At 61.7% G+C, this 26,938-nt stretch carries 23 protein-coding genes and 2 pseudogenes; 11 read left to right on the forward strand and 14 right to left on the reverse strand.

Features of this window, described 5'->3' with window-relative positions; translation table 11 throughout:
• Positions 1–2: 2 nt before the first annotated feature.
• Genes folK through hda form a run of 4 tightly spaced genes read right to left on the reverse strand, consistent with a single transcriptional unit; the run spans position 3 to position 3,350 of the window.
• On the reverse strand, positions 3–485 hold the full coding sequence (gene folK, locus EWM63_RS15700; RefSeq protein WP_130187373.1) for a 2-amino-4-hydroxy-6-hydroxymethyldihydropteridine diphosphokinase: 483 nt from the start codon (positions 483–485) through the stop codon (positions 3–5).
• Positions 485–2,005 (reverse strand): polynucleotide adenylyltransferase PcnB, encoded by a 1,521-nt coding sequence (gene pcnB, locus EWM63_RS15705; RefSeq protein ID WP_130187374.1) that lies wholly within the window; start codon positions 2,003–2,005, stop codon positions 485–487. The genes folK and pcnB overlap by 1 nt, the downstream gene beginning before the upstream one ends.
• Positions 1,998–2,666: a histidinol-phosphatase gene (locus EWM63_RS15710; protein ID WP_130187375.1), complete on the reverse strand. Its 669-nt coding sequence runs from the start codon at positions 2,664–2,666 to the stop codon at positions 1,998–2,000. The genes pcnB and EWM63_RS15710 overlap by 8 nt, the downstream gene beginning before the upstream one ends.
• Positions 2,667–2,684: 18 nt before the next feature.
• Positions 2,685–3,350 carry a DnaA regulatory inactivator Hda gene (hda, locus tag EWM63_RS15715; protein ID WP_130187376.1) on the reverse strand — a complete coding sequence of 222 codons (666 nt, stop codon included), beginning with the start codon at positions 3,348–3,350 and terminating at the stop codon, positions 2,685–2,687.
• Positions 3,351–3,608: 258 nt separating this feature from the next.
• Between hda and purM the strand changes: the two genes are divergently transcribed.
• Positions 3,609–4,652 carry a phosphoribosylformylglycinamidine cyclo-ligase gene (gene purM / locus EWM63_RS15720; protein WP_130187377.1) on the forward strand — a complete coding sequence of 348 codons (1,044 nt, stop codon included), beginning with the start codon at positions 3,609–3,611 and terminating at the stop codon, positions 4,650–4,652.
• A gap of 142 nt (positions 4,653–4,794) precedes the next feature.
• Here purM and EWM63_RS15725 read toward each other — a convergent pair whose 3' ends face one another.
• The 8 genes and pseudogenes from EWM63_RS15725 to EWM63_RS15760 all read right to left on the reverse strand — a co-directional run bounded on the left by EWM63_RS15725 (position 4,795) and on the right by EWM63_RS15760 (position 15,090).
• On the reverse strand, positions 4,795–6,030 hold the full coding sequence (locus tag EWM63_RS15725; protein ID WP_130187378.1) for a 6-phosphofructokinase: 1,236 nt from the start codon (positions 6,028–6,030) through the stop codon (positions 4,795–4,797).
• 76 nt (positions 6,031–6,106) lie between these two features.
• Entirely contained in the window at positions 6,107–6,373 is a 267-nt protein-coding gene (locus tag EWM63_RS15730) for a hypothetical protein (protein WP_130187379.1), read from the reverse strand.
• A 60-nt stretch (positions 6,374–6,433) separates the two neighbouring features.
• Positions 6,434–8,470 (reverse strand): alpha/beta hydrolase family protein, encoded by a 2,037-nt coding sequence (locus EWM63_RS15735; RefSeq protein WP_229487914.1) that lies wholly within the window; start codon positions 8,468–8,470, stop codon positions 6,434–6,436.
• 57 nt (positions 8,471–8,527) lie between these two features.
• The gene (locus tag EWM63_RS15740) at positions 8,528–10,519 is read right to left on the reverse strand and encodes a S9 family peptidase (RefSeq protein WP_130187380.1); all 1,992 of its coding nucleotides are present in this window, start codon (positions 10,517–10,519) and stop codon (positions 8,528–8,530) included.
• 82 nt (positions 10,520–10,601) lie between these two features.
• Positions 10,602–12,652 (reverse strand): annotated as a pseudogene (locus EWM63_RS15745) (sodium:solute symporter family protein).
• Positions 12,649–12,894, reverse strand: a complete 246-nt coding sequence (locus tag EWM63_RS15750) for a DUF4212 domain-containing protein (RefSeq protein ID WP_130187381.1) — start codon at positions 12,892–12,894, stop codon at positions 12,649–12,651. The pseudogene EWM63_RS15745 and the gene EWM63_RS15750 overlap by 4 nt, the downstream one beginning before the upstream one ends.
• Positions 12,887–14,401 carry a sensor histidine kinase gene (locus EWM63_RS15755; RefSeq protein ID WP_229487915.1) on the reverse strand — a complete coding sequence of 505 codons (1,515 nt, stop codon included), beginning with the start codon at positions 14,399–14,401 and terminating at the stop codon, positions 12,887–12,889. The genes EWM63_RS15750 and EWM63_RS15755 overlap by 8 nt, the downstream gene beginning before the upstream one ends.
• The gene (locus tag EWM63_RS15760) at positions 14,398–15,090 is read right to left on the reverse strand and encodes a response regulator (protein ID WP_130187382.1); all 693 of its coding nucleotides are present in this window, start codon (positions 15,088–15,090) and stop codon (positions 14,398–14,400) included. The genes EWM63_RS15755 and EWM63_RS15760 overlap by 4 nt, the downstream gene beginning before the upstream one ends.
• A gap of 183 nt (positions 15,091–15,273) precedes the next feature.
• On the opposite strand from EWM63_RS15760, the gene recA reads away from it, so the two are divergent.
• From recA to EWM63_RS15795, 7 genes are all read left to right on the forward strand, one after another.
• Complete coding sequence (gene recA, locus EWM63_RS15765) at positions 15,274–16,344, forward strand: recombinase RecA (RefSeq protein ID WP_130187383.1); 1,071 nt, start codon at positions 15,274–15,276, stop codon at positions 16,342–16,344.
• 193 nt (positions 16,345–16,537) lie between these two features.
• On the forward strand, positions 16,538–17,008 hold the full coding sequence (recX, locus tag EWM63_RS15770) for a recombination regulator RecX (protein ID WP_130187384.1): 471 nt from the start codon (positions 16,538–16,540) through the stop codon (positions 17,006–17,008).
• A 612-nt stretch (positions 17,009–17,620) separates the two neighbouring features.
• A complete protein-coding gene (sucC, locus tag EWM63_RS15775) occupies positions 17,621–18,790 on the forward strand; it encodes an ADP-forming succinate--CoA ligase subunit beta (RefSeq protein WP_130187385.1) in 1,170 nt (389 codons plus the stop codon).
• 13 nt (positions 18,791–18,803) lie between these two features.
• Positions 18,804–19,685 carry a succinate--CoA ligase subunit alpha gene (sucD, locus tag EWM63_RS15780; RefSeq protein ID WP_130187386.1) on the forward strand — a complete coding sequence of 294 codons (882 nt, stop codon included), beginning with the start codon at positions 18,804–18,806 and terminating at the stop codon, positions 19,683–19,685.
• A 160-nt stretch (positions 19,686–19,845) separates the two neighbouring features.
• Positions 19,846–20,436, forward strand: a complete 591-nt coding sequence (locus EWM63_RS15785; protein ID WP_130187387.1) for an FHA domain-containing protein — start codon at positions 19,846–19,848, stop codon at positions 20,434–20,436.
• A gap of 196 nt (positions 20,437–20,632) precedes the next feature.
• Positions 20,633–21,112, forward strand: coding sequence for a pilin (locus EWM63_RS15790; RefSeq protein ID WP_130187388.1), 480 nt, complete (start codon positions 20,633–20,635; stop codon positions 21,110–21,112).
• 259 nt (positions 21,113–21,371) lie between these two features.
• Entirely contained in the window at positions 21,372–21,959 is a 588-nt protein-coding gene (locus EWM63_RS15795; protein WP_130187389.1) for a hypothetical protein, read from the forward strand.
• A 17-nt stretch (positions 21,960–21,976) separates the two neighbouring features.
• On the opposite strand, the pseudogene EWM63_RS15800 reads toward EWM63_RS15795, so the two are convergent.
• Positions 21,977–22,180 (reverse strand): annotated as a pseudogene (locus EWM63_RS15800) (cyclic pyranopterin monophosphate synthase MoaC); the annotation flags it as partial.
• Between the two features lie 208 nt (positions 22,181–22,388).
• On the opposite strand from EWM63_RS15800, the gene EWM63_RS15805 reads away from it, so the two are divergent.
• Complete coding sequence (locus EWM63_RS15805) at positions 22,389–23,318, forward strand: hypothetical protein (RefSeq protein ID WP_130187390.1); 930 nt, start codon at positions 22,389–22,391, stop codon at positions 23,316–23,318.
• A gap of 1,352 nt (positions 23,319–24,670) precedes the next feature.
• Positions 24,671–24,979 carry a hypothetical protein gene (locus EWM63_RS15810; RefSeq protein WP_130187391.1) on the forward strand — a complete coding sequence of 103 codons (309 nt, stop codon included), beginning with the start codon at positions 24,671–24,673 and terminating at the stop codon, positions 24,977–24,979.
• A 465-nt stretch (positions 24,980–25,444) separates the two neighbouring features.
• Here the strand turns inward: EWM63_RS15810 and EWM63_RS15820 are convergent, their stop codons facing one another.
• Complete coding sequence (locus tag EWM63_RS15820) at positions 25,445–26,074, reverse strand: recombinase family protein (protein ID WP_130187393.1); 630 nt, start codon at positions 26,072–26,074, stop codon at positions 25,445–25,447.
• Positions 26,075–26,284: 210 nt separating this feature from the next.
• On the opposite strand from EWM63_RS15820, the gene EWM63_RS15825 reads away from it, so the two are divergent.
• A complete protein-coding gene (locus tag EWM63_RS15825) occupies positions 26,285–26,911 on the forward strand; it encodes a HEPN domain-containing protein (protein WP_130187394.1) in 627 nt (208 codons plus the stop codon).
• Positions 26,912–26,938 lie beyond the last annotated feature (27 nt).

The following is a 26,938-nucleotide window of genomic DNA, read 5'->3' on the forward strand; positions in this document are numbered from 1 at the left end:
CCTTATCCGATGGATTCGATGCGTTCGATGCGCTGGTCGGCCACGCCCGGCGCGAACGATGCAGCGGCGCCGAGGCCCGGCACGGTGATGGCCGGCGCGATCTCCAGCAGCGGCGCCAGCACGAACGCGCGCTGCGTCATGCGCGGATGCGGCACCGTCAGCGTGGGCGTGGCGATGATGTCCGCGCCATACAGCAGCAGGTCGAGATCGAGCGTGCGTGGCGCGTTGCGATACGGGCGTTCACGGCCGTGCTCCTGCTCGATCGCGAACAAGGCCTGCAGCAGCGCCTGCGCATCGAGCGTGGTGTCGATGCGGGCGACGGCATTGATGTAGTCGTCGCCGGATGAATCGATCGGCGCCGTGCGGTACAGGCTTGAAACGCCGGTCACCGCGATGCCGGGCACGCGCCGCAGGCGCACCACGGCATCGAGCGCATTGGCGCGTGCGTCGCCGAGATTGGCGCCAATGGCGACGAACGCTTCCATCAGTCGACGGTCGGCGTGGTCGGGGCGCTGTCCGGCGTGCCGCCTTCGTCGCTGCGCTTGCGGCGCGGGCCGCGGCGCCGGCGTTTCGGTGGCTCCGGCATTGCCGCGTCGTCGCCGTCCGCATGCATTTCCTCGCCGTCGAACTCGTCGTCGGCCGCGGATTCGCCTGGGAATTCGCTTGAGGATTCACCGGTTTCGTCATGGCGCGTACCGCGGCGAGGCGGGCGCTTGCGCTTGCCCGCGGCACCGCCGCTGGAAATGGCCGTCACCATCTCGGCGCGGACCGTTTCGTCGGCTTCGTAGAACGCGCTCCACCAATCGCCCAGTTCCTGCTCGGTCTCGCCGGAAGCACAGCGCAACAGCAGGAAATCGTAGCCGGCGCGGAAGCGCACGTGCTCCAGCAGCTTGTACGGGTTCTTGCCGTTGCGGCGCTCGAAGCGCGGCTGCATGGCCCAGATGTCGCGCATGTCCGAACCGATCTTGCGCTGCAGCGCCAGCTTTTCGGTCTGCGATTCCAGCACCTCGTCCGCCGCCAGGTGCAGTGCCGGGATCGGGAATTCGCCGGACGCCTGGTAGGCATTCCACTTTTCCAGCACCTGGTGCCACAGCAGCGAGGCGAACAGGAAGCCCGGCGATACGGTCTTGCCCGAAGCGATGCGCTTGTCGGTGGCCTCCAGCGCCAGCGTCACGAACTTGAAGCCCAGCGGCTGCTCGAGCACCACGTCCAGCAGCGGCAGCAGGCCATGGTGCAGGCCGGCCTTGCGCAGTTGCAGCAGGCAGGCGAGGGCGCTGCCGCTCATCAGCAGCTTGAGCATCTCGTCGAACACGCGGGCGGCCGGCACGTTGTTGATCAGCGGCGCCATCACGGCAATCGGCGCGGCCGTGGTGGGCTCGATCTCGAACTTCAGCTTGGCGGCAAAGCGCACCACGCGCAGCATGCGCACCGGATCTTCCCGGTAGCGCGTTTCCGGCTGGCCGATGATGCGCAGCAGCTTCGCGCGCATGTCGCGCATGCCGCCGTGGTAATCGAGCACCTGCTGGTTCGCCGGGTTGTAGTACATGGCGTTGATGGTGAAGTCGCGGCGTTCCGCGTCCTCGGCCTGGCTGCCGAACGTGTTATCGCGCAGCACGCGGCCGTGTTCATCCTTGGGCGCGTTGTCGGTGGCCGTGCCACGGAACGTGGTGACTTCGAGCAGGTCCTGGCCGAACATCACGTGCACGATCTGGAAGCGGCGGCCGATGATGAACGCGCGGCGGAACAGCTTCTTCACCTGCTCGGGCGTGGCATTGGTGGCGATGTCGAAATCCTTCGGCTTCACGCCCAGCAGCAGGTCGCGCACCGCGCCACCCACCACGAAGGCTTCGAAGCCTGCTTCCTGCAGGGAGGAGGTCACGCGGATTGCGTTCGACGACACCAGTTTCGGGTCGATGCCATGCTGCTCCGGGCCCAGGATTTCGGGTTCGTTGCTGGTGGGGGCGTCCTTGACGCCCAGGATCTTGCGAATGAATTTCTTAATCATTGAATAGTTGGAGTAAAGCCCAGCCGCGCTCGTTGGCATGGCGGGTCAGGACGGCATTCGGGTTGGTGGCGACGGGATGCGAGACGATCGACAGCAGCGGCAGGTCGTTGTGCGAGTCGCTGTAGAAGTACACGTTGTCGAAGTGCTCGAGCGTTTTCCCCATCTGTTCCAGCCAGGCCTTCGTATGCAGGATCTTGCCTTCGCCCTGCGTGGGCTTGCCGCCCAGCCGCCCGGTGATGCGGCCATCCACGATTTCCGGCATCGCCGCGATCAGGTGGTCCACGCCGAATGCTTTCGCGATCGGCGCGGTGACGAAGTGGTTCGTCGCGGTCACGATGGCCACCATGTCGCCGGCGTCCAGGTGCCGTTGCAGCAGGGCGCGCGCCACGGGCTTGATATTCGGTTCGATCACCTCGGCCATGAACTGCTGCTGCAGCGCGGCCAGGTGTTCGGGCTCGAAGGTGGCCAGCGTGCCGAGCGCGAATTCCAGGTATTCCACCGGGTCCAGCGTGCCGGCCTGGTACTGGGCAAAGAACTGGTCGTTGCGGCGCGCGAAGGCGGCGGCATCGACGGCACCCTGGCGGCACAGGAACTGCCCCCACTCATAGTCGGAATCGATGGGCAGCAGGGTGTGGTCGAGGTCGAACAGGGCCAGGTTCATGGGGTTTTCAATTCGCTTCTAATCTTTTGCCGCCTGAAGCCACTCGCGCAGCAGCGGCAGGGTGATCGGGCGTTGGGTTTCCAGGGAATATTGGTCGAGCGAGTCCAGCATCGAGGACAGCGAGCGCATGTCGCGCCTGAAATGGGACAATAAATAGGGTAACACGCCGGGCGACAAGGTCAAACCGCGGCTCGCGGCAGCCTGGGACAGCGCCGCCACTTTCTCGTCGTCCGACAGGCCGTGCAACTGGTAGATCAGGCCCCAGCCCATGCGCGTGCGCAAGTCCTCGCGCACCGGCAGCACGGCCGGCGCCACGGCGCCGCTGCACACCATCCAGGCGCCGCTGGCGCGGATTTCATTGAACAGCGCGAACGCATCGATCTGTGCCACCGGCGAGAGCTTTTCGCAATCGTCGAGCAGGTACAGGTCCACGTCGGGGGAGTACACGAATTCGGATTCGATCGAGAACGGCGAGATGTAGCGCGCCCGGTCCGTGCATGCCAGGGCTTTCAGCAGGTGGGTCTTGCCGGCGCCCATCTCGCCCCACAGGTAGGCGAAGTGTTCGCGCGAGCTGCGGCCGGCGAACTGGCGCATCAGCGCCGCCACCTCGGCATTGCGGCCCACCTCGAACGATTCGAGCGTGTGGACCGGCTCGGCCCCGAGGTCCAGCACCAGCTGTTTCATGGCTGCCGCCCCGCATTGCTGGTCATTTCGATATCGTTTTCGCTCATCACAATGCGCATTATATAAAAGTGCATTGCGGTCAATGGTTCCGGCCATGCTGCCGCCCTGGATACCGTTTGTGCTCGTCGTGCGGTCAGGGGAGGGAACATGGAGGCGAAATTTGGGGATTTGGCGGGGCTGTTTTGCTAAAATAGCGGACTTGCTGGCAAAAATGCAGCAATCCTCTTCTATTCTACCGCCTCCGCCGCGAAATACACCATGAGCCAACCTTCCAACGTTTCCCTGTCCTATCGTGACGCCGGCGTCGACATCGACGCAGGCGATGCCTTAGTCGAAGCCATCAAGCCGTTCGCCAAGCGCACCCTGCGTGAAGGCGTGATGGGCGGCATCGGCGGTTTCGGCGCGCTGTTCGAGATCAGCAAGAAGTACAAGGAACCGGTGCTGGTGTCCGGCACCGATGGCGTGGGCACGAAGCTGAAGCTGGCGTTCGAGCTGAACCGCCACGACACGGTGGGCATCGACCTGGTGGCCATGAGCGTCAACGATATCCTCGTGCAGGGCGCCGAGCCGCTGTTCTTCCTCGACTATTTCGCCTGCGGCAAGCTGGACGTGCCGACCGCGACCGACGTCATCAAGGGCATCGCCCAGGGCTGCGAACAGGCCGGCTGCGCGCTGATCGGCGGTGAAACGGCCGAAATGCCGAGCATGTACCCGGCCGGCGAATACGACCTGGCCGGCTTCGCCGTGGGCGCCGTGGAAAAGTCGAAGCTGATCGACGGCACGAAGATCGCCCCGGGTGACGTGGTGCTGGGCCTGGCCTCGTCGGGCGCGCACTCGAACGGTTATTCGCTGGTGCGCAAGATCATCGAAGTGGCCAAGCCGGACCTGGAAGCCGACTTCCACGGCCGCAAGCTGGCCGACGTGCTGATGGCGCCAACCCGCATCTACGTCAAGCCGCTGCTGGCGCTGATGGAATCGATGGAAGTGAAGGGCCTGGTGCACATCACCGGTGGCGGCCTCGTGGAAAACATCCCGCGCGTGCTGCAGGATCACCTGACGGCCGAGCTGGATGGCAAATCGTGGACGATGCCGCCGCTGTTCCAGTGGCTGCAGCAGCACGGCGGCGTGGCCGACGCGGAAATGCACCGCGTGTTCAACTGCGGCATCGGCATGACCGTAATCGTTTCCGCCGAGAACGCGGATGCGGCGATCGCCCAGCTGACCGCTGCCGGCGAGACCGTCTCGCGCATCGGCACGATCCGCGCCCGCGCGGAAGGCGAGCACCAGACCATCGTCGTTTAAGCCTGACGGCCTGCCGCGCGCCGCAGCAGGCGGCTTCTGAGCAATAAGCAAAGCCGGTACCTGTGACCGGCTTTGTCATATTGAAAGCCGGTGACAGTCACCGGTTTTTTTGCAACAGGTGTTCCGGAATAATCGGTGTCTGTCACCGGTTCTCGGGTTTCAGGATCTTGGCCACGCGCGCACAGCGCAGCCGGAACGCATCCGGCATGCCGGAGCCCAGCAAGGGCCGCAGGTAAAGCCGGAACGCATCGGTGACATCGGTGCCGGAAGGGGCGATGAATTCATCCTCCATCGTGCGCGTTTTACCGGCCACGTCGGAAAGGGGCAGCAGCGCATAGTCGGCCGAATAGAAGCCGGTGCGGCGGATCGCCACGGAGCCGTCGCGATCGCCCCAGAATGCATACTGCACTGCCTTTTCGCCCACCTCGCGCGCCTCACGCTGGTCCACGTCGGACACGCAGCCGATGAACGAGCGTTGCAGGTAGCCGAACGTGTCGCCGCGCACGCGCTTGATGCCGAGCTTCGCGCGGATCTCGTCGCACAGCAGGTCGGCCAGCGCGCCGGTGCCGGACAGCTGCACGTTGCCGTGCGCATCCCGCTCTATCTCCCGTGTCGCTTCCTTGGCCAATAGCGTGGCGATCGGCTCGCCGCTCGCGTCGTGGATGCCCTCCGAGACGGCGATCACGCAGCGGCCATGCCGCTCGTACGTGGCCTTCACGTCCGCCAGGAAGGATTCGATCGAGAAGGTGCGCTCGGGCAGGTAGATCAGGTGCGGGCCGTCGTCCGGAAACTTCTTGCCCAGCGCCGATGCGGCGGTGAGGAAGCCCGCGTGGCGGCCCATCACCACGCCCACGTACACGCCGGGCAGCGAGGCGTTATCGAGGTTCGCACCGGCGAACGCCTGCGCCACGAAGCGTGCGGCCGAGGGAAAACCGGGCGTGTGGTCGCTGCCCACCAGGTCGTTGTCGATGGTTTTCGGGATATGGATCGCGCGCAGCGGATAGCCGGCCGCGCGGGCCTGTTCGCTGACGATGCGCACCGTGTCCGAGGAATCGTTGCCGCCGATGTAGAAGAAATGTTCGATCTCGTGGGCGCGCAGCACGTTGAAGATCTCGGCGCAGTATTTTTCGTCCGGCTTGTCGCGCGTGGAGCCGAGCGCCGAGGACGGCGTGGCCGCCACCAGCTCCAGGTTATGGCTGGTTTCCTGCGTGAGGTCGATGAATTCCTCGTTCACGATGCCGCGCACGCCGTGCAGCGCGCCATACACCCGCGTCACGTCGCGAAAGCGCCGCGCCTCGAGCGCCACGCCCACCAGCGACTGGTTGATGACGGCGGTCGGGCCGCCTCCCTGTGCCACCAGAATCTTGCCGGAACCCATACGAAACCTCCTGTCGGACGTTGAGCGGATGCGTGCCAGCTTACTCCTCCTGTTTCCTTTCGGGGCTACTTCGTGCTCACCAGCCCTTGTCCTTTGAGCGATCACTGGGCGGAGGAACCTTATACATGTTTCCTCGGGCCTCTTGTTGCAAGGCTACGCAACGTGGTTCCTCGCTCCTGCGTTCTTCGGAAAGCGGGCGGCACAGATTTACTGCCTCCTGGCGTGCCTGCTCGTCCTTGGCATTTTCGGCCATGTGCCGCTGTACTTTCTTGCCGAAGTCTTCGTTATTGTCCCCGCATCCGGCAATGAGGCATGAGGCCAGCATGATTGTCATCAGTTTCATTCAACGCTCCTTTTTATGCCAGGCGGCGGCAACCCCGTGCCGCCACTATATTGATCGCCGCTATTGATTCGCCTGTTCTTGCACGACCGCGTCAGGACCGATATGCCGGTCCAGGAATTTCTCCACCCGCGTCCAGAAATCGATGCGGTTCTTCGGCAGCCGCCAGCCATGGCCTTCTTCCGGATACTCGATCCACTCGACGTTCCTGTTGGTGGCGCTGACCGCATCGCGGAAACGCGTGCCGTGCGCGCGCGGCACGCGGCGGTCCGCGCCGCCGTAGGCCATCAGCAGCGGCTGGCGCAGGCGGGCGGCCTGCTCGACGGGCGATACGGCCATCAATTGCTCCGCTTCGGTCTCCAGGTCGCCGATCAGCCGCGGCATGCCGTAGCGGATGTACTGCGCCGGCAGGTCGGATGTGTGGAACCAGCTGCCGCCGTACATCAGCTTGATGTCGGTGACGCCCACCCAGTTGACGCCGCAGCGGTACAGCTCCGGTTCCCGGATCAACCCCATCAGCGTGGCATAGCCGCCGTAGCTGGCGCCGGCAATGCAGATGCGCTTCGGATCGGCCACGCCCTGTTCGATCGCCCAGCGCGTGCCGTCGGTCACGTCGTCCTGCATGGCGCGCCCCCATTGCCTGAAGCCGGCGGTCAGGTGTTTCGCACCGTGGCCGGTGCTGCCGCGGAAATCCGGTTCCAGCACCGCATAGCCGCGCGAGGCCAGGAACTGCGTATCGGCCGACCATTCCCAGACGGCGCCGCGCACCCACGGCCCGCCGTGCACCAGCACCACCATCGGCAGCTTGTCGGTGGCTTTCGCGCCATGCGGCAGCGTCAGGAGGGCAGGGATCGGCATGCCATCGCGCGCCGGGTAGGTAACGAGCTGCTGCCGGCCCATCTTCGTGGCATCGAGCTTCGGCTGCGACTGGCCGAGCAGGTTCAGGTTGCCGGTGTCGCGGTTGTAGACGAAGTAGGTGCGCGGCTGCATGTCCGAGTACGTGGTCACCAGCACGAACGGCGATTCGGGCCGGCGCGGCAGCGAGATCAGGTTCACCAGGCCGGGCAGCTGCGCGTCCACTTTTTCCTGCAGCGCCTTCATGTCCGGATCGAGCCATTCGGTGGCGTAGGTGTCGCCCAGGTAGCGCACGCCCACCAGCCGGTCGCCGCTGCGGATCAGGCGGCCCGAGAAATCGTAGCGCTGGATGGAAAAGCGGGGCACGGGATCGACCTTGCCGGCAACCAGGTCGAACGTGTGGATGGCGGTCTTGTCGCTGCCGTGGCGTGCCATCACGTAGAGGCGGCCGTCGGCGTCGAAGTCCAGCGGCGAAAAATCGTCCGTGCTGGATATCCACGCATCGAACGTGGTGATGGCGCGCCACTTGTCATTCTCGCGAAGCCAGATCGTGCTCTTGCCGTCTTCCAGCGTGGTGGCCATGCGCGGTTCGCCGCGCGCATCGAGCACCCAGCGTCGCACGTTGCCCGGCATCGGCACGCCCGTGCTGCGGCCCGTGCGCGTGTCGAGCCGCAACAACTGCTCCGAACGCACGCTGCCGCGCGGCTCGAAGCTCAGGCTGCGCACGTAGACGGCATCCGAATCCTGCGCGCCCCGCTGCCCGAGCATGTAGGTATGCCAGGGCAGCAGGCGTGCCACGGCCGGCGTGGTGATGAAATTGGAACGCCGCTGCGCGAGCTGGCGGAAGTTCTTGCCGTCGCGGTCCACCGCGAACAGGCCCGGCGCGGCATTGATGTCGCCCACGCCCACGTCCTTGTCGGTGCTGTCGAACAGCAGCCTCCCGTCATTGACCCACTGGAAGTCGCCAATGTCGGCATCCGAGAATTCGGCCACCGCCTGGGCCTTCGACGTGGCCAGCTCCACCACGACGAGCCGGTCGCGCCCGCTCTGGCCAGGCACCTTGGCCGCCACGTACTGGCCATTCGGCGACAGCTGCGCGCCGCCGAACGAGGAGGGGCCGAAGAAATCGGCCACCGGCGGTGGCGCTGCGTGGGCGGCGCCCAGCATGCCGGCGGCCAGCATGAGCAGGGAAAACAGCGGGGCAAGGCGGGTGCGCAGGAACATGATGCGTGGGGAAGTGGACAAGACCATCAACTTAGCATGGCGGCCCGTGTCACTTTCTCTCGGAATGTCACCGGCGGATCATTTCACGGCGCCTGTGCCGATGTGCCGGTCGAGGAATTTTTCGACCCGCGTCCAGAAATCGAATCGGTTCTTCGGCAGCGTCCAGCCATGACCCTCGTCTTCGTATTCCACCCACTCGACCTGCTTGTTGGTGGCGCCGACCGCGTCGCGGAAGCGCACGCCGTGGGCGCGGGGCACACGCCGGTCCGCGCTGCCGTGGGCCAGCAGCAGCGGCTGGCGCAGCCTGGCCGCCTGTTCGACGGGCGACGTGGCCGTCAATTGCGCGGCATCCTTTTCCAGGTCGCCGATCAGTTGCGGCATCCCGTAGCGCATGTACTGCTTGGGAAAATCGGAGCCATGCAGCCAGCTGCCATACATCAGCCGCAGGTCGGCCACGCCGGCCCATGCCACGCCACAGCGGTACAGCTCCGGATCGCGGATCAGGCCCATCAGCGTGGCGTAGCCGCCATAGCTGGCGCCGGCGATGCAGATGCGCTCCGGGTCGGCGATGCCCTGCGCGATCGCCCAGCGCGTGCCGTCGGCCACGTCGTCCTGCATCGCCAGGCCCCACTGTTTCAGGCCCGCGCCGAAGTGGCGCGCGCCGTAGCCGGTGCTGCCGCGAAACTCCGGCTCCAGCACCGCGTAGCCGCGCGAGGCAAGGAACTGCGAATCCGCCGACCAGCCCCACGCGGTGCCGCGCACCCATGGCCCGCCGTGCACCAGCACGACCATGGGCAGCTTGCCGGTGCGGCTCGCGCCGGCGGGCAGCGTCAGCAGTGCGGGAACCGGCAGCCCGTCGCGTGCCGTGTACACCACGTTTTCCTGCGTGCCCATCTGCCGTGCCAGGATGCGGGGATGGGACTTGCCAACCTGGCTGAACTTGCCTGTGTCGCGGTTGTACAGCATGAAGACCTTCGGTTGCCGGTCCGAGTAGGTGGTCACGAGCACGAACGGCGTTTCCGGCCGGCGCGGCACTTCGATGAGGTTGACGTTGCCGGGCAGCTTCTCGTCGATGGCCGCCTGCAGCGCCTTCATGTCGGGATCGAGCCACACCGTATCTTCCGAGTCTCCCTTGTAGCGGATACCGGCCAGCTTGCCGCGCAGCTGGATCAGGTGGCCGGAAAAATCATGGCGCTGCAGCGAGAACACCGGCGTGTCGCCGACCTTGCCCGTGGCCGGGTCGAAGACGTGGACGGAACGCAGGTCGCCTTTGCGCTGGGCCGCCACGTACAGCCGGCCATCGGCGGCGAATTCCAGCGGCTCGAAGCCGTTCGCCGAATCGACATAGCCGTCGAACGTGGTGACGGCGCGCCATTTGTCATTCTCGAGCAGCCAGATGGTGTGCTTGCCATTTTCCAGCGTGATCGCCATGCGCGGTTCGCCGCGCGCATCGAGTACCCAATGCAGCACGTGGCCCGGCTCCGATACCTGGGTGGTGCGGCCGGTGCGCGTGTCGAGGCGCAGCAGTTCGATCGCCAGCACGGCGCCACCCGTTTCGAAATGCACGCTGCGCACATAGGCGCTGTCGGAATCCTGGGCACCGGGCTGCGGCAGCATGTAGGTATGCCACGGCAGCAGGTTTGCCGAATCGCCGTTGCGCACGAAGCGGCCACGCCGTTCCGCCAGTGCCCGGAAGTTCTTGCCGTCGCGGTCCACGGCGTACAGGCCGGGCGCGGCGTTCACCTCGCCCGGCGCCAGGTCCTTGTCGGTGCTGTCGAACAGCAGGCGGTTGTCGCTGACCCACTGGAAATGGCCGATGTCGCCATCCGCGAACGCCGCCACCACTTTCGCGTCCAGCGTGGCCAGTTCGAGCACGGCCAGCCGGTCGCGTCCACCCTGCGCCCCGGTGACCTTGGCCGCCAGGTAGCGCCCGCTGGGGGACAGTATCGCGCCGCCGAATTCGGCATTGTCGAAGAAATCCTGCACGGGCGGCGGGGCAGTATCGGCACGGCCCGGCAGCAGCAGGGTCGCGGCCAGCAGGGCAGCGGTCAGGAAAGTGGAGATCGGCATGGCAGTGATGGAAATCGGCAAGGGCGCGAACTTATCACGCGTCGCGCCCCAGCTTTCTCACCAAATGTCACAAGATCAATGTTTATTTAATTTCGTTAATTTCTGGCGAGCGGATATGGCGCATCAGGGCCGCCTGGCGGGGCCCCGGCGGGGGCGTCATCAGGCTGACTAGGACCAGGGCGGCCAGTCCGGCCGGCACGCCGAACACGGCGGCGGAAATGGGCGCGATGTCGAACCATTGCGCGGCGGAGCTGCCGCCCAGCGTGGGATTGGTGCGCACCATGTAGAACTGGCAGACGAGAAAGCCGGTGGCCATGCCGGCAAGCGCCCCCCAATGATTGGCGCGGCGCCAGAACACGCCCATCACCAGCACGGGGAACAGCGTGGACGCGGCCAGCGAGAACGCGGCACCGACCAGGGAAAGGATGTCGCCCGGCTTCGACGATGCCGAGTACGCGGCCACGAACGCCACGCCGAGCAGGATCAGCTTCGAGATCGTCACGCGCTTTTGCGTGGAAGCCTTCGGGTCGACGATCTTGTAGTACACGTCGTGCGACAGCGCATTCGAGATAGCCAGCAGCAGGCCGTCCGCCGTGGACAGCGCAGCCGCCAGCCCCCGGCCGCCACCAGGCCGGAGATCACGTAGGGCAGGCCGGCGATTTCCGGCGTGGCCAGCACCAGCACGTCGCCATCGATCGCGATCTCGGCCAGCTGCACGATGCCGTCGCCGTTGATGTCGGTGATGCTGATCAGCGGATTGGCCCGGTCCACGCTGGCCCAGTAGGACACCCACGTGGGCAGCTCGGAGAAATGGCTGCCGGCCAGCGCGCTGTAGATGTCGTATTTGACGAGCACCGCCAGCGCGGGAATCGTCAGGTAGATCAGCAGGATGAAGAACAGCGTCCAGAATACGGAAACGCGGGTTTCGTCGACCGATGGCGTGGTGTAGGAACGCATCAGGATGTGCGGCAGCGCGGCGGTGCCCAGCATCAGGCAGAACGCCAGCGCAATGAAGTTGCGGCGCTTGATGTCCGACTGCTCCTCGGTGGCGCCGGGGAAGGGCACCGCGTGCGGCGTGATGGGCCGCGCGCGCCGCAGGTTGTCGTCGCGCGCGGCGCGCCACGTGGCCACGGCATCCTCCGCGTTTTTCGGATAGGCGATCAATGCGCGTTCGGCGGCGCGGATTTCCAGCAGCGAGGCATTGCGCCGCCGGACGTTGTCCAGGTAGTGCTGGAGCTCGGCGCGGCCGGTTTCCCACGACGTGGGCAGGCCGTCCAGTCGCTGCTGGTATTGCGCGGCGCGTGCGCGGAACACGTCGCGCACGGCCGTTTCCCTGGGATCGTCCGCCAGCGCCGCTTCACGGGCCGACAGTTGCGGCAGCAGCTTGCCATAGGCCACCTGCGGGATCGGGTTGCCGCTGTGCTTCGCGGACAGCCACATGGCCGGGATCAGGAACGCCACGACGACGATGATGTACTGCGCCACCTGCGTCCACGTGATCGCGCGCATGCCACCCAGGAACGAGCTGACGAGGATGCTGGCGAGGCCGAGGAAGATGCCGACCGAGAAATCGACGCCCGTGAAGCGCGAGGCGATCAGCCCCACCGCGTAGATCTGCGCCACCACGTAGGTAAACGACACGAGGATCGTGGCGGCCACCGCGCACAGCCGCACGGCGCGGCCGTTGGCCGGGCCGCCATAGCGCTCGGCGAGGAAGTCGGGAATCGTGTACTGGCCGAACCGGCGCAGGTAGGGCGCGATCAGCAGCGCCACGAGGCAGTAGCCGCCGGTCCAGCCCATCACGAAGGCCAGCCCGTCGAAACCGTTCAGGTAGAGCGTGCCCGCGAGGCTGATGAAGCTGGCGGCCGAGATCCAGTCCGCCGCCGTGGCCATGCCGTTGAACACGGCCGGCACGCGGCGCCCGGCCACGTAGTATTCCGCCACGTTCGACGTGCGCGACGCCAGCCCGATCGACGCATACAGCACGATGGTGGCGAACAGGAACATGTAGCCGATCCACACGCGCGGCATGCCTTCGCTTTCCAGCACCGCCAGCGACAGCAGGAACGCGGCAAAGCATGACGTGAAGACGAGGTAGTAGCGCGCCAGGCGCTGCTTGTAGGTGCGTTTCAATCCCGCTCCTGGTATTGGCGGTCGAGCCGGCGCATGCGCCAGGCATGGATACCGATGATGGCGAGATAGGCCAGCGATGCGCCCTGCGCCGCCAAGTAGAACGACAGCGGCCAGCCGAAGATCGTCAGGTTGGCCAGTTCGCGGGCGAAGAACACGGCGAGAAAGCCGGTGGCGATCCAGGCCAGCAGCAGGATCGCGGTCAGGCGGCGCGTGCTGCGCCAGTAGCCTTCATGGTCAGCCATAGTGCGGCGGGTCCTGTTCGTCGGCCGCGGCCGGGGGCCGCGCGGGGAAGGTCAGCCGGAACAGGCTGCCGGGATATTTCGGGTTCGTGGCATGCGGGTTGCTGAAGATGTCGACCTCGGCGCCGTGCTGCTGGGCGATCTCGCGCACGATGGCCAGCCCCAGGCCGCTGCCCTCGGCGCTGCTGCCCAGGATCCGGTAGAAGCGCTCGAACACGTGCAGCCGCTCGGCCGGCGGGATGCCCGGGCCGGTATCCTCCACTTCGAGTGCCGGCGATTCGCCGGCGCGCAGGCGCACCGTCACGCTGCCACCCTGCGGCGTGTAGCGCAGCGCATTGTCGACGAGGTTCGACAGCAGTTCGCGCAGCATCACGGCGTTGCCGTCGACGAGCACCGGCGCATCCGGCCCTTCGTAGCCGAGATCGATGCGGTAGTTGAACGAGGCCGGCACCCAGTCGCGTACGGCGTTGCGGGCCACTTCGGCCAGGTCGAGCGTTACAAAGGCGTTGCCGGACTGCGGCTGGTTTTCCGCCCGCGCCAGGGCCAGCAGCTGGTTGACGAGGCGGGTGGCGGCCTCGGAACTCTTCGCCAGCTGCTCGAGCGAGCGGTGGATCTCATGCTGGTCCGTCTGGCGCAGCGCCAGCTCCGACTGCATGCGCATGCCCGCCAGCGGCGTCTTCATCTGGTGCGCCGCGTCGGCGATGAAGCGCTTCTGCATGTCGATCGATTGCGACAGCCGCGCCAGCATCTCGTTCAGCGAGCGGACCAGCGGCGTGATCTCTTCCGGCACCTGGTTCGGCGCGATGGGCGACAGGTCGTCGATCGGGCGGGCGCGGATGCGCTCCTGCAGTTCGGCCAGCGGCAGCAGCCCCCGCGACAGGGCGAACCACACGAGCGCCAGCACCACCGGCAGGATGATGAACTGGGGCAGGATCACGCCCTTGATGATTTCATTGGCGAGCCGTGCGCGCTTTTCCAGCGTTTCCGCCACCTGCACCAGCGCCAGGCGGGGCGGCCGTTCGCCGTGCTCTTCCAGGTTGACATAGGCGTAGGCCACGCGGATGGGCGTGCCGTGCAGGTTGACGTTGCGGAAACTGACGGCGCCCGGGCGCACGATGTCGTCCTCGGGCTGCAGATCGGGGCGGGGCAGGTCGCGGTCGCCGTCGAGATGGCGGCCCTGCGGACCGAGGATCTGGAAGTAGACGCTGTCGACGTCATCGGCGCGCAGGATGTCGCGCGCCGCACCGGGCAGGCGATGTTCCGCGGTGCCGTTCACATCGCGCACCTGTTGCGTCAGCACGGTGACGGCGTCTTCCAGCGCGTGGTCGAACGGCTGGTTGGCGATCGACTTGGCCACCAGGTAAGTGATGGCGATACTCATCGGCCACAGCAGCAGCAGCGGGGCCAGCATCCAGTCGAGGATCTCCCCGAACAGCGAATGCTGGATTTCTTCTTCTTCCTCGAGGGCGGGGCTCCACGCCGCGTCGGACCGGTCCGCCGGCGAATTCACTTGGTCTCGGCCGCGGCGGCGCTGGAGAATTTCTCGAGACAGTAGCCGAGGCCGCGCACGGTGGCGATGCGCACGCCGCCGACCTCGATCTTCTTGCGCAGGCGGTGCACATAGACTTCGATGGCGTTGTTGCTGACTTCCTCGCCCCATTCACACAGGTGGTCGACCAGCTGTTCCTTCGACACGAGGCGGCCGGTGCGGGCCAGCAGCACTTCCAGCAGGCCCAGCTCGCGCGCCGACAGGTCGAGCATCTGGTCGTTGATGTAGGCGCTGCGGCCCACCTGGTCATAGGTGAGCGGGCCGTGCTTGACGATGGTGGAGCCGCCGCCCTGGCCGCGGCGCGTGAGCGCCCGCACGCGCGCTTCCAGCTCGGACAGCGCGAACGGCTTGGCCATGTAGTCGTCGGCACCCAGGTCGAGGCCGGTCACGCGCTGCTCGACCGAATCGGCCGCCGTGAGGATCAGCACCGGCAGCAGCGAGCCGCGCGAACGCAGCCGGCGCAGCACTTCGAGCCCGGGCAGCTTCGGCAGGCCGAGATCCAGGATCAGCAGGTCGAATTCCTGCGTGGACAGGGCCGTGTCGGCTTCCTGCCCGTTCTTCACGCAGTCGATGGCATAGCCGGACTGGCGCAGCGAGCGCGTGAGTCCGTCCGCCAGGACACTGTCATCTTCGGCTAGTAAAATACGCATGTTGGCATTCCGGCATTGAGGCAATTTCATTGTACTCAATGTGCGACGCGCCTTGGAAAAGCGCTGTAAAAACACTGGATTGCGCTTGCAAAAACCACTGGATACATATACAGTACTACTTGTGCCGGATCGGTACACAAGGAATATTCGGAATCACTAAACAGTTAAAGGTTAAGAGAGATCATGGACGACAAGAAAGCGGCAGTACCTGCCTCCGAAAAAGCCAAAGCGCTTGCCGCGGCGCTGGCTCAGATTGAAAAGCAGTTCGGCAAGGGTTCCGTCATGCGGATGGACGCAAGCGCCCCGCTGGAAGAAGTCCAGACCGTCTCCACCGGCTCGCTGGGCCTGGATATCGCGCTCGGCGTCGGCGGCCTGCCACGCGGCCGAGTGGTCGAGATCTACGGTCCGGAATCGTCGGGTAAAACCACGCTGACGCTGCAGACGATCGCCGAAATGCAAAAGATCGGCGGCACCTGCGCCTTCATCGACGCGGAACACGCGCTCGACGTGACCTATGCGCAAAAGCTGGGCGTGAACCTGCACGAACTGCTGATTTCGCAGCCGGACACGGGCGAACAGGCGCTGGAAATCTGCGATGCGCTGGTGCGCTCCGGTTCCGTCGACATGATCGTCATCGACTCGGTGGCGGCACTGACGCCACGCGCCGAGATCGAAGGCGATATGGGCGACTCGCTGCCTGGCCTGCAGGCCCGCCTGATGTCCCAGGCGCTGCGCAAGCTGACCGGCACGATCAACCGCACCAACACGCTGGTCATCTTCATCAACCAGATCCGCATGAAGATCGGTGTGATGTTCGGTTCGCCGGAAACCACCACGGGCGGTAACGCGCTGAAGTTCTACGCCTCCGTGCGCCTGGATATCCGCCGCACCGGCTCGATCAAGTCCGGCGACGAGGTGATCGGTAACGAAACGAAGGTCAAGGTCGTCAAGAACAAGATCGCGCCGCCGTTCAAGGAAGCCCACTTCGACATCCTGTATGGCGAAGGCACTTCCCGCGAAGGCGAGATCATCGACCTGGGCGTGGAAGCGAAGATCGTCGAGAAGTCCGGCTCGTGGTACAGCTATGGCGGCGAGCGCATCGGCCAGGGCAAGGACAATGCCCGTACGTTCCTGCGCGAACGTCCAGCACTGGCCCGCGAGATCGAGAACAAGGTCCGCACTTCGCTGGGCGTGCGCGAACTGCCACCGGCCGAAGGCGATGCACCGGCACCGAAACTGAAGGCTGTCGACTGATTGCAGACGGTCGGCTGATGGTGGCCGGCTGGAGACTACAGTCTCCGGTTCGGCCCTTACAGTCCACTCCTTGCAGTCCACTCAATGATCCTGGGCTTTGTAAAAGCTCTTCATCGCCACCGGCCGCTTTGCGGCGGTGGCGATGTTTTTTTATACTGTCCACTTTCCTGTTTCCACTGATCGATCACGCCCGATGCGAGCTCCCCCGCCCAGCCTGAAAGCCCGTGCCCTGCGTCTGCTGTCCACCCGCGAGCACAGCCGCCTCGAGCTGGCTCGCAAGCTGGGGCGCCACGCGGAAGAGGGCGATGACATCAATGCGCTCCTGGACTGGCTGGAAAAGAACAAATGGCTGTCGGAAGAGCGTTTTTCCGAATCGCTGATCCACCGCCGCTCCGCGCGCTATGGCAACAGCCGCATCCTGGCCGAGCTGCAAAGCCATGGCGTGAAGGGCGAAGCGCTGCAGGAACTGAAGGCCGGCCTCGTCGAAGACGAAGTGGCCCGCTGCTGCGACGTCTGGCGGCGCAAATACCATGGCAAGGTGGCCGAGGACGCCGAAGGGCGCGCCAAGCAGATGCGCTTCCTGATCGGCCGGGGTTTTTCCCAGAAAGCCGTGCGCGCGGCGATGAAGGGCTACGACCCGGATGACGAGTTTGGAAATATCTGATATTCACGCGGTTTAGATCAGCCTTCGGGCTGCTTTTTTGTTGCCTGTCACCGGTTCCCACCTCCAATGCTCCGGCGTGGCGCCCCCCGACGGCTCGAAGTTGTACGATCACGTTGCTATCCAGTGCCTGATCGGTGTGCTACACTTTTGTGGTTTTATGCAGCACCGCGGGTGCGGTGGTTGTCCGTAGAAGCTGCGGCAACGTACGAATCAGTACAAGGCTGCTTACTAATTAGGCCGCGCAAGCGGCATCGGTGTTATGTCTCTGTCAAATCCTTTGGAGTGTGCGCTTTCCCCCATGCGCGCCATGAATATCCAGGCGTCCATGCCTGGCGACGCACCACGGAATTTGTACACGCATCCTGCCGACATCAAAGTCAATGACATCCTGCTGGCTTCCACGATATCGGTTGCCGCCAGCGCCGCGCACCCGCACAGAAACCGTACCAACCCGACAACTGTCACGCTGTCCCCCCCGGATGACGCGCCAATTGGCCGGTCTCGACCCACGCTGGGCGGTTCGTTCCGCCACCACAGCCCAGGTGCCGCACGACTGAAGTAGCAGCAACTTTTAAACCCCATTTCATATTCAGCATCAGAAGGGAAGCCAGCATGAAAATCCATGAGTATCAAGGCAAAGAAATCCTCCGGAAGTTCGGAGTGACGGTTCCGCGCGGCATTCCGTGCATGTCCGTGGAAGAAGCAGTGAAAGCTGCCGAAACGCTGGGCGGCCCGGTTTGGGTGGTCAAGGCGCAGATCCACGCCGGTGGCCGTGGCAAAGGCGGCGGCGTGAAAGTCGCCAAGTCGCTGGAGCAGGTCAAGGAATACTCCGAGCAGATCATGGGCATGCAGCTGGTGACCCACCAGACTGGCCCGGAAGGCCAGAAAGTCCGTCGCCTGATGATCGAAGAAGGCGCCGACATCAAGAAGGAACTGTACGTTTCGCTGGTGACCGACCGCGTTTCGCAGCGCGTGGTGCTGATGGCTTCCTCCGAAGGCGGCATGGACATTGAAGAAGTGGCCGAATCGCATCCGGAAAAGATCCACAACGTGATCATCGACCCGGCCGTGGGCCTGACCGATGCGGATGCCGACGATGTCGCCCGCAAGATCGGCGTGCCGGAAGGCTCGATCGCCGATGCCCGCGCCAACCTGCAAGGCCTGTACAAAGCCTACTGGGATACCGATGCATCGCTGGCTGAAATCAACCCGCTGATCCTGACCGGCGAAGGCAAAGTCATCGCCCTGGACGCGAAGTTCAACTTCGACTCCAACGCGCTGTTCCGCCACCCGGAAATCGTCGCCTACCGCGACCTGGACGAAGAAGATCCGGCTGAAGTCGAAGCGTCGAAGTTCGACCTGGCTTACATCTCCCTGGACGGCAACATCGGCTGCCTGGTGAACGGCGCCGGTCTGGCCATGGCCACGATGGACACGATCAAGCTGTTCGGCGGCGAGCCGGCCAACTTCCTGGACGTGGGCGGTGGTGCAACGGCCGAGAAAGTGACCGAAGCATTCAAGATCATGCTGAAGAACCCGGGCCTGAAGGCGATCCTGGTGAACATCTTCGGCGGCATCATGCGCTGCGACGTGATCGCCGAAGGCGTGATCACCGCATCGAAGGCCGTGCAGCTGCAGGTGCCGCTGGTTGTCCGCATGAAGGGCACCAACGAAGACTTGGGCAAGAAGATGCTGGCCGATTCCGGCCTGCCGATCATCGCCGCCGACACCATGGAAGACGCAGCGAAGAGCGTTGTTGCCGCTGCTGCCGGTCAAGCTTAATTAAGGAACCAACATGTCTATTCTGATCAATAAAGACACCAAAGTCATCACCCAGGGCATCACCGGCAAGACCGGCCAGTTCCACACCCGCATGTGCCGCGAGTACGCGAACGGCAAGAACGCCTTCGTGGCAGGCGTGAACCCGAAGAAGGCCGGCGAAGACTTCGAAGGCATTCCTATCTTTGGTTCCGTGAAGGAAGCGGCTTCGGAAACCGGTGCAACCGTTTCCGTGATCTACGTGCCGCCGGCAGGCGCCGCCGCCGCGATCTGGGAAGCCGTGGAAGCCGAGCTGGAACTGGCGATTTGCATCACCGAAGGCATTCCTGTCCGCGACATGATGGAAATCAAGGATCGCATGGCCAAGGCCGGTTCGAAGACCCTGCTGCTGGGCCCGAACTGCCCAGGCCTGATCACGCCGGACGAAATCAAGATCGGCATCATGCCGGGCCACATTCACAAGAAAGGCCGCATCGGCGTCGTGTCCCGTTCGGGCACGCTGACGTACGAAGCCGTTGGCCAGCTGACCGCACTGGGCCTGGGCCAGTCGTCGGCCGTGGGCATCGGCGGTGACCCGATCAACGGCCTGAAGCACATCGACGTGATGCGCATGTTCAACGACGATCCGGACACCGACGCGGTCATCATGATCGGCGAAATCGGCGGTCCTGACGAAGCCAACGCAGCGCGTTGGATCAAGGACAACATGAAGAAGCCGGTCGTCGGCTTCATCGCTGGCGTCACCGCGCCTCCGGGCAAGCGCATGGGCCACGCCGGCGCGCTGATCTCCGGCGGTGCCGATACCGCCGAAGCCAAGCTGGCAATCATGGAAGAGTGCGGCATCACCGTGACGAAGAACCCGTCCGAGATGGCCAAGCTGCTGAAGGCAATGCTGTAATAACGGCAATGTGCTCCGCTTTTGCGGAATAATGACGGGGGCTTCGGCCCCCGTTTGTTTTGGTGAACCGACACCAACCATGCTCCTACAGCTGGGCTGGTTGCTTAACAACGTCGGGGACAGTCCCCGAATTTTTACAACAGTCTGTGGAGGCGATGCGTTGGCGAAGATTTTGATTTCCCGCGATGGCGTGCTGGAAAAAACCGTGCAGCTGACGAAAGAGCGCATGACGATCGGCCGCCACCCTCACAACGACATCGTGCTCGAACACCAGACCGTGAGTGGCGAACATGCGGCGATCACGACGATCCTCGACGATTCCTTCCTGGAAGACCTGTATTCGACGAACGGCACGTTCGTCAACGGCCACCGCGTCGGCAAGCATCACCTGCAGCATGGCGACACGCTCAAGCTGGCCAAATACAGCATCGACTTCGTGGCGGATGGCATCCGCCCGATCAGCGGCATTCCCGCCATGCCCCTGGTATTGCCGCCGGCCCGCATCGAAGTGTTGAACGGCAGCAATGCCGGCCGCACGCTGGAATTGAACAAGCCCCAAACCACCCTCGGCCGCGCAGGCGTGCAGGTGGTCGTCATCACGCGCACCGAAGCCGGCTTCGCCGCTGTCCATGCCGAAGGCGATCGGATTCCGCTGCTGAACGACGCGCCACTCGGTAAGCTGCCGCATCCCCTTGTGGACGGCGACGTGCTCGATCTTTCCGGTACGCGCATGGCATTCCGGCTGGGCTGACAAAATTCGTCAGGTGACGGCGCGGGAGCCTGACAATCTACGGACATGAAAGTGACGGAATTTGTCACTATTTCCAGCGAGAACTATCATAAGTGGCCTTTTTCGGCATGGAAATAGATCAAGCCGGGCTGGCACGGTGATTGCTCTACTTCAATCATCCCAACCCGTTTCGTTTTTTACCTGAAGGAGCAACACCATGAAATCCATGAACCAGAAAGCCCAAGCCGGTTTCACCCTGATCGAACTGATGATCGTCGTGGCCATTATCGGTATCCTGGCTGCCGTGGCGATTCCTGCCTACAGCGACTACACCGTGAAGGCCAAGATGGCCAACGCCGTGTCCGCAGCCGACTCGCTGAAGACCGCCGTTGCCGTGTGCGCCCAGGAAGCCGGCGGTTCCCTCGATGATTGCGATAACGGCAGCGGCGGCATCCCGGCAGCCAACGCCTTCACCGCCACCAAGGAAGTTGCTTCCGCTACCGTGACCAACGGCGCCGTCGCGCTGACCCTGGCTGCTACCGGCCTGGGCACCAACGTCGATGGTCGATTGATCACGTTCACGCCGGCACTGGCGGCAAACGGTTCGGCCATGACCTGGGCGATCACTACCACGGTGACGAACACCGCGGCAGCCGCAGCCATCACGAAGAACAGCGTGACCCCGCCGGCGAACTAATCAAACCAGCAGCAAACCAAAACCGGGCAACAGCCCGGTTTTTTTATGTCTGACAACCTCGTCATTCGCTTGGCAGTCAGCGCTTGCACGCCTTGTCGATGCCCGAAGAAAGTACGACCAGCCTGTCAAAAAACAGGTTAATCTGTCTTTGTCTTGCATATTGCGGCGATCGATACCAAACCCGGCAGTACAAGCGAAAGGTGCCCGCTGGCAGCCATGGCGGGGCTCACCGAACCCAGCCATCCTTGAAAGGGTTGCCATGCGTGCGCTATTGATTGCGGCAGGGACGGGACCGGATGCAAAAAACCTCCAGCGGGTCGGCATTCATCTGCGGGGCAGCATTTATGCCGGCGATGCGATGGTATTCAAGACGGTCGTGGTGCCAAGCCCGACCTCTCCACCGAGTGCATTCGTTGGATTCCTGCCCATCACCAGCCCGCCCAAAGGGCGCACCAGCACCGACTTCTACGAGTACCTGGCGGAAGCCAAAACTTTCATCTGCATCGCACACAACGGTGCACTCGACGGTCCCATTCTTTCCGACGAATTCAGCTCGTTCAAGGAGATGCAACCGTGGCATACCGACACCACGGGGACGACGCTGTGGGATGGCGGCGCGCTGTTCTGGAAGACCGTGGGATGGGCGCCGAACACCCGGAGAATTCTCCTCCTGGGCTGCAACTCGGCAAATCACTATGCCAAATGCGTCAACGACGTGGCCGGGATACCTGTCTTCGGCTTCATGAACAGTTGCGCGGCAGCCGATAACGCAACAATGGAGAGACACGTCGGCAGTATCGAAACGACCGGGAAAAGTTTCGGCATGGCCCGGGTGCCGCCAGCCTGATGGGCCGGGGAATCAGCTCAAACCGTCGCCGACCAGTCCCCCGACTTGCCGCCGTGCTTCTCGCGCACGCGGATCTCGCTCATCACCATTCCCCGGTCCACGGCCTTGCACATGTCGTAAATGGTCAGCAGCCCCACCTGTACGGCCGTCAGCGCCTCCATCTCGACCCCCGTTTTCCCGTAAGTCTCGACCTGCGCCCGGCAGTGCACCGAGGAAGCGGCCATGCTTAGAAACGATTCTTGGCCCACAAATGGGACAAAAATGGGACAGAGTCCCTGGTATAAGTGTAGCACTTGGCTACGTGGTTGTGCTGATGACGTTACCGGCTTTTATACCCGTTCATCTCGTAGTGTCTTTGCTGCTCAACAAGCAGTAGAATATTTATGGGCCCTTACATTAGGGATCGGAACATGTTGTACGAGGAAGATCGTGGCACGTAAAAACCGGATTTCACACGCTTTGTACTTGAAGGACTGGGACTTCAAGAAAAAGGATATTGCTACTTTAGAAGAAACAGCAGAGGCCATTGCACCTGGAGATTACTTGCAGGAAATGAAAGATGGTATATTCTGTCCAACTTGCTATACTCCACTTTTCCGCTCTCCATCTGATAAGCCCTTTTTCTCGAACAGACGCAATGCTCGATATAATCATTACGAATCCTTCTTGCATGTGCCTTGTCCACTTCGGGCTCCCAAGGCAATTGCGTTAAAATACGACTCGGAAGAGCTTGCGCGACAGGCAGTAGAAAATGGTGAGCTTGCTGTAGTACATTCTTTTCAAACGGCAGCGCCAGATGTAGATGCACAACAAGTTGGTGCCGGTGGTGTGGGTTATTACCAGGATGCTGATGGGCCCGTTGGCTCTTATCCAATATCACGGCACAAGGGAGAAAGTTTTAGGCTCCCAACAAAAATATCGGCCGTATCAAGTATATGTCGAAGGTTTGACTTAAATCTAAATAAGTACTATCTATTGCCGGGTCGAGCTGTTGCACTACCCTTGACAGAAGAATTGCTAGACCTTGCAACTATAACTGAAGAGGACCCGAATCCCAGATTGTATTTCGCTAAGATTTTGCATTCCGATAGAATGGGGGCGAATGATGTTGTTCATTTGAGGATGACTTACTTCAAGTGCAATCCGAAAGTAAAAGATTTCTGTTTGAAAGCAACGATTGCTGAGCAACGAGAAAAAGGTATTGACGATGAGGTACGTCATCGCTATGTTCTCATTTGGGGCGCTGTCACGGCTAGCGGGATAGGACTGTGTATAAATAGACCTAAATGGGGTGAGTATGCACTTCTCCCGCAAAAATACGAACCGCTTTTGCCAATTGCGGAAGAATCCTCTATGTGAGGGATAAGACCATCAGTAACTTAACCACTTGATTTATATCTTTAGTGCCCTCTGCTCTAAAGGCACATGCATCCCAAGCTGGGATGAGAAGAGAGCCCAAAGCCGGAGACCCTGCTGGCATTCGCTTCTAATACCTCATTTTATGAAGGGTGAAGCTACCGTCAAACGGTAGAGTGTAGACCAGCCTGAGCCGGGATCGGCTGCGAAATAGCAAGAAGGTTCAAATTACATAAATGATTCTCGCACTTGCCTTCCTCGGGTCGCCGTCCGACGGTAACTAACCGGGGCTCTTGATCCTTTCAAAATATAACCTAAACGCCACTTGAGGTATCGCAAATCTGTCCCGAATCCCCGTCCTATGATGATGATGACAGGAGGGGACCTGGACGATATCGAACGGCTGAAGGCAGCAGCGATGGAGCACGCGTTCTTTGCTCTAGTTGTCGAGCTAGACCGAGCGCATACGGCCCCATTCACACATTGTTTCATCGCTGAGTATGGGAAGCCCATACAGGATGTGCTTGCCCGAGTCGGAGAGTCCATAACCGCCGATCACGGTACCCAAGACAAATTCGCTACCGGCTTCCCTTTCCTTGTCCGCGACTGACGGTACGGTCGAGCGGGAAATGCCGGTACTCGTCCGTGTGTAGCACGCGATATATGAGATGTGGAGCTATTCCGGCAGAGCGGAGGTACGCCTCAGCCTCTTTAACTCCGAGCATCTGCTTGTAGACCATCCCAACCTGGATATATTGGGCCGTGAGTTCGTCAGTTCGAGAATTCATGGTGTTGCCTCGTTGCTAACAAATTCGACAGCTTAGCGATTTCGACTAGAAACTGGCGTACGTTTGCACCCGTTCATCGGAACTTGGTCGACGGCAATGTCGGATTGGTCTCTGCCCCGAAAACCTACAAAAAAAATCCGGCCTCGTGTCTAGTTGATGCCATTGTCTTTGCCTATCAGAAATTTATCGACGGAATAGCCGCAATAACGGTTGCGTTATCGAATAGGGTTTCCTGGCTATCGCGAATAGCCCTGGGAGTTGGTGAAATACCCCTGCAAGCGTTTTATTGATGAGTTAATGGGGAGTTAGCAAGAATCTGCTATAGAGCCTCCAAAGGCCATTTGGAGGCTCTGTAGGGATTCGCAATAACGATTGCGTAGTTGAATAGGGTTTCCTAGCCGTGGCAACGTGGGTTATCTTGCTGCGAAAATATCGATGGGGCGTTGGTTGGCGGGAGAGACGGAGAGCGCCGCGTCGCGTGGGACCGTTGCTGGTGGACAGCGTTAGGAGCAACTAGACAGCCTGTCGGGCGATGACATATGCTAGGGCATCGTTACTGGAGAAGCTATGGCAACCCGTTCGTTCAAGTCAATTAGTCCGCAGGAACTAGAAGCTGCTATTGCATCCGCTGTCGCTTCAATCACAGGCACGGACGTAAAAGCGGCCATTTCCGGTTGGAGAGAACTAGGGCTTGATATGTCGCTGTTCAGCGGCACCGATAAATTTGAGCTTCAGCTTTCGCTTACTGTCGGTCAATCTTACGGCGAATCTAGAGCCCCATCAGGTGCCCAGAGAGCAACTGGCGCTGGCGGCTTCTCCCCGAAGAGCGGCGATGATGACTTCGAGCTTGATGAAGATGGTCAGATAAAATTCTAGCTTGGTCCGAGCTACTACACTGTGTCAAAAAGAGCCACCCGAAGATGGCTCATGCTACTTACCGCTTCGGTGGTTTTGGGACAGGAATACGCTCTTTCACCGATTCGCGGGGATTGCGGTCCGCTTGCTTCTTAGTGATGAACTGGCCGTCAACAGCGCTACGGTGGGCCACGCGGGTTGGGGTCTTGCTGGTTGCCATGATGTGTCCTTTCTTGGACAAGTAACCCGTTTGCCGCTTCCGATATGTAACAGACCTTGCGGAATTGGTTTCCGAAGAGCCATAATAGCGGGCTTCTGACAGCATGCTTCAAACGGGTATGCTACAAAGTTCCCAGCACGCTAATGCCGGGGGCTGTTCCACTTGGCATCTTGTGATTCCAGGTGGATATGCCTATTCTACCACTGGTTGCATATCCAGTGCTACGCTGATGCGTAAATTTATTGCATTGAATCACATAGGCCGGTTTAAGCGGCTTGCTGAGCCTTCAGCAGTTCTGCCTGCTTAGCCACTGTGCCACGGCTGCACCCTACAAGTTCCATGATTTCCTTCCAGCTAGACTGACCAGCTTTCAAGTGGCGTTGTATCAGCGCGTTGCGCTCGGTATCTTCCTTGCGGCCCTTGTACTTACCTGCTGCCTTGGCCTTCTCTACCCCTTGTGCCGCACGTTCTCGACGTGTCACGTAATCTTTGCGTGCCACGGCGGCAAGCATGTCAAGCATCATGTCATTGAACGAGCGAAACATGCGGTTCATGGTTTCGTCAGTTGTCACGGTGGTCATTATCCAACTTGTCGGCAGGTCCAAGGCTACTACCTTGATGTGCTTCGTATCCAGTGCAAGCTTCAGAGCCTTCCAGTCAGCTTCATCCAACCGTGACAGGCGATCTACCTGTTCAATTAGCAGAATATCGCCTTGGGTAGCGTCCTCGATGAGTTCAAATAGCTTAGGCCGCTTCAGTGAAGCACCAGATTCGTTCTCGATGTAGAACGCAGCAATCTTCAAGCTCTTCTCAGCAGCAAACGCTTCGAGTTGGGACTTGGCACGGGTGGCGTCTTGTTCTTTCGTGGAAGCCCGAAGGTAAGCGCGTACAAACATTTGTTGTTCCTTTCAGTCTGTTGTGTCGATGGTCTATTATACGCAGTCTATTAATTATGGTCTATTTTAAGTGGTGCATTTGACTTGGCTGCCCTTGAGCTACCTGATCGCTGGCGGTCTATCTGAGGCATAGTTAAAATAGATCGCTCCTCATTTTCTTGACTAGGCGTGCACCGACGTATCCTTAAACTCACTCAATAGGAGAGAACAATGGCAAAGCAGACGAAAACAGTCGACGGGTCAAAGTACAGTCCGTGGCAGCTATTGGAAGCGGCGAACGCCTACTACGCACTTTCTAACGTTCTTACGAGCGAGCTGGCGGATACAATGGCAATGGCTGAGAGCATCAAGCCGGATTTAGGCGATGCCGCTGCGTCAGCTACGAATCGCGTCTTGGCCGTGGAGTTGTATTTCAAGGCGTTGTTTGTGGGTGCGGAGCTGCCAGTTCCTCTTACACATGACCTTGTGACGTTGTTCGATACACTGCCTCCTGATATACGTGAGCCAATTGAGCAAAACTATGCGAACGTGTGTGCAGATGCTGACCCGAATCTGCCGTGGGAGGTAGCTCTGTACTTCCAACTAGGGAAGGCGCCTAAGAAAATGATCGTGCCAAAGACCAATCCGTCTGATGGTGCATTGAAGGCGTTTCTTGAGCGGAATCGTGGTGGATTTGTTCTTACACGCTACCTCTTCGAGCAAGGAACGCACGACAACGTATCGCACTATCGATACGAATACAGACGGTTAGGCATCTTATGCCGCATACTGTGCGGCATGCTGGAAATGTGGCTACAGAATCCGCTTCCCGGCTATAAGCGAGGCTTCAACTTCTAAGTTTTTAATTTGAGATTTCTTGTTGGG

It is taken from the genome of Pseudoduganella lutea (assembly GCF_004209755.1).
Classification (GTDB): domain Bacteria; phylum Pseudomonadota; class Gammaproteobacteria; order Burkholderiales; family Burkholderiaceae_D; genus Rugamonas; species Rugamonas lutea.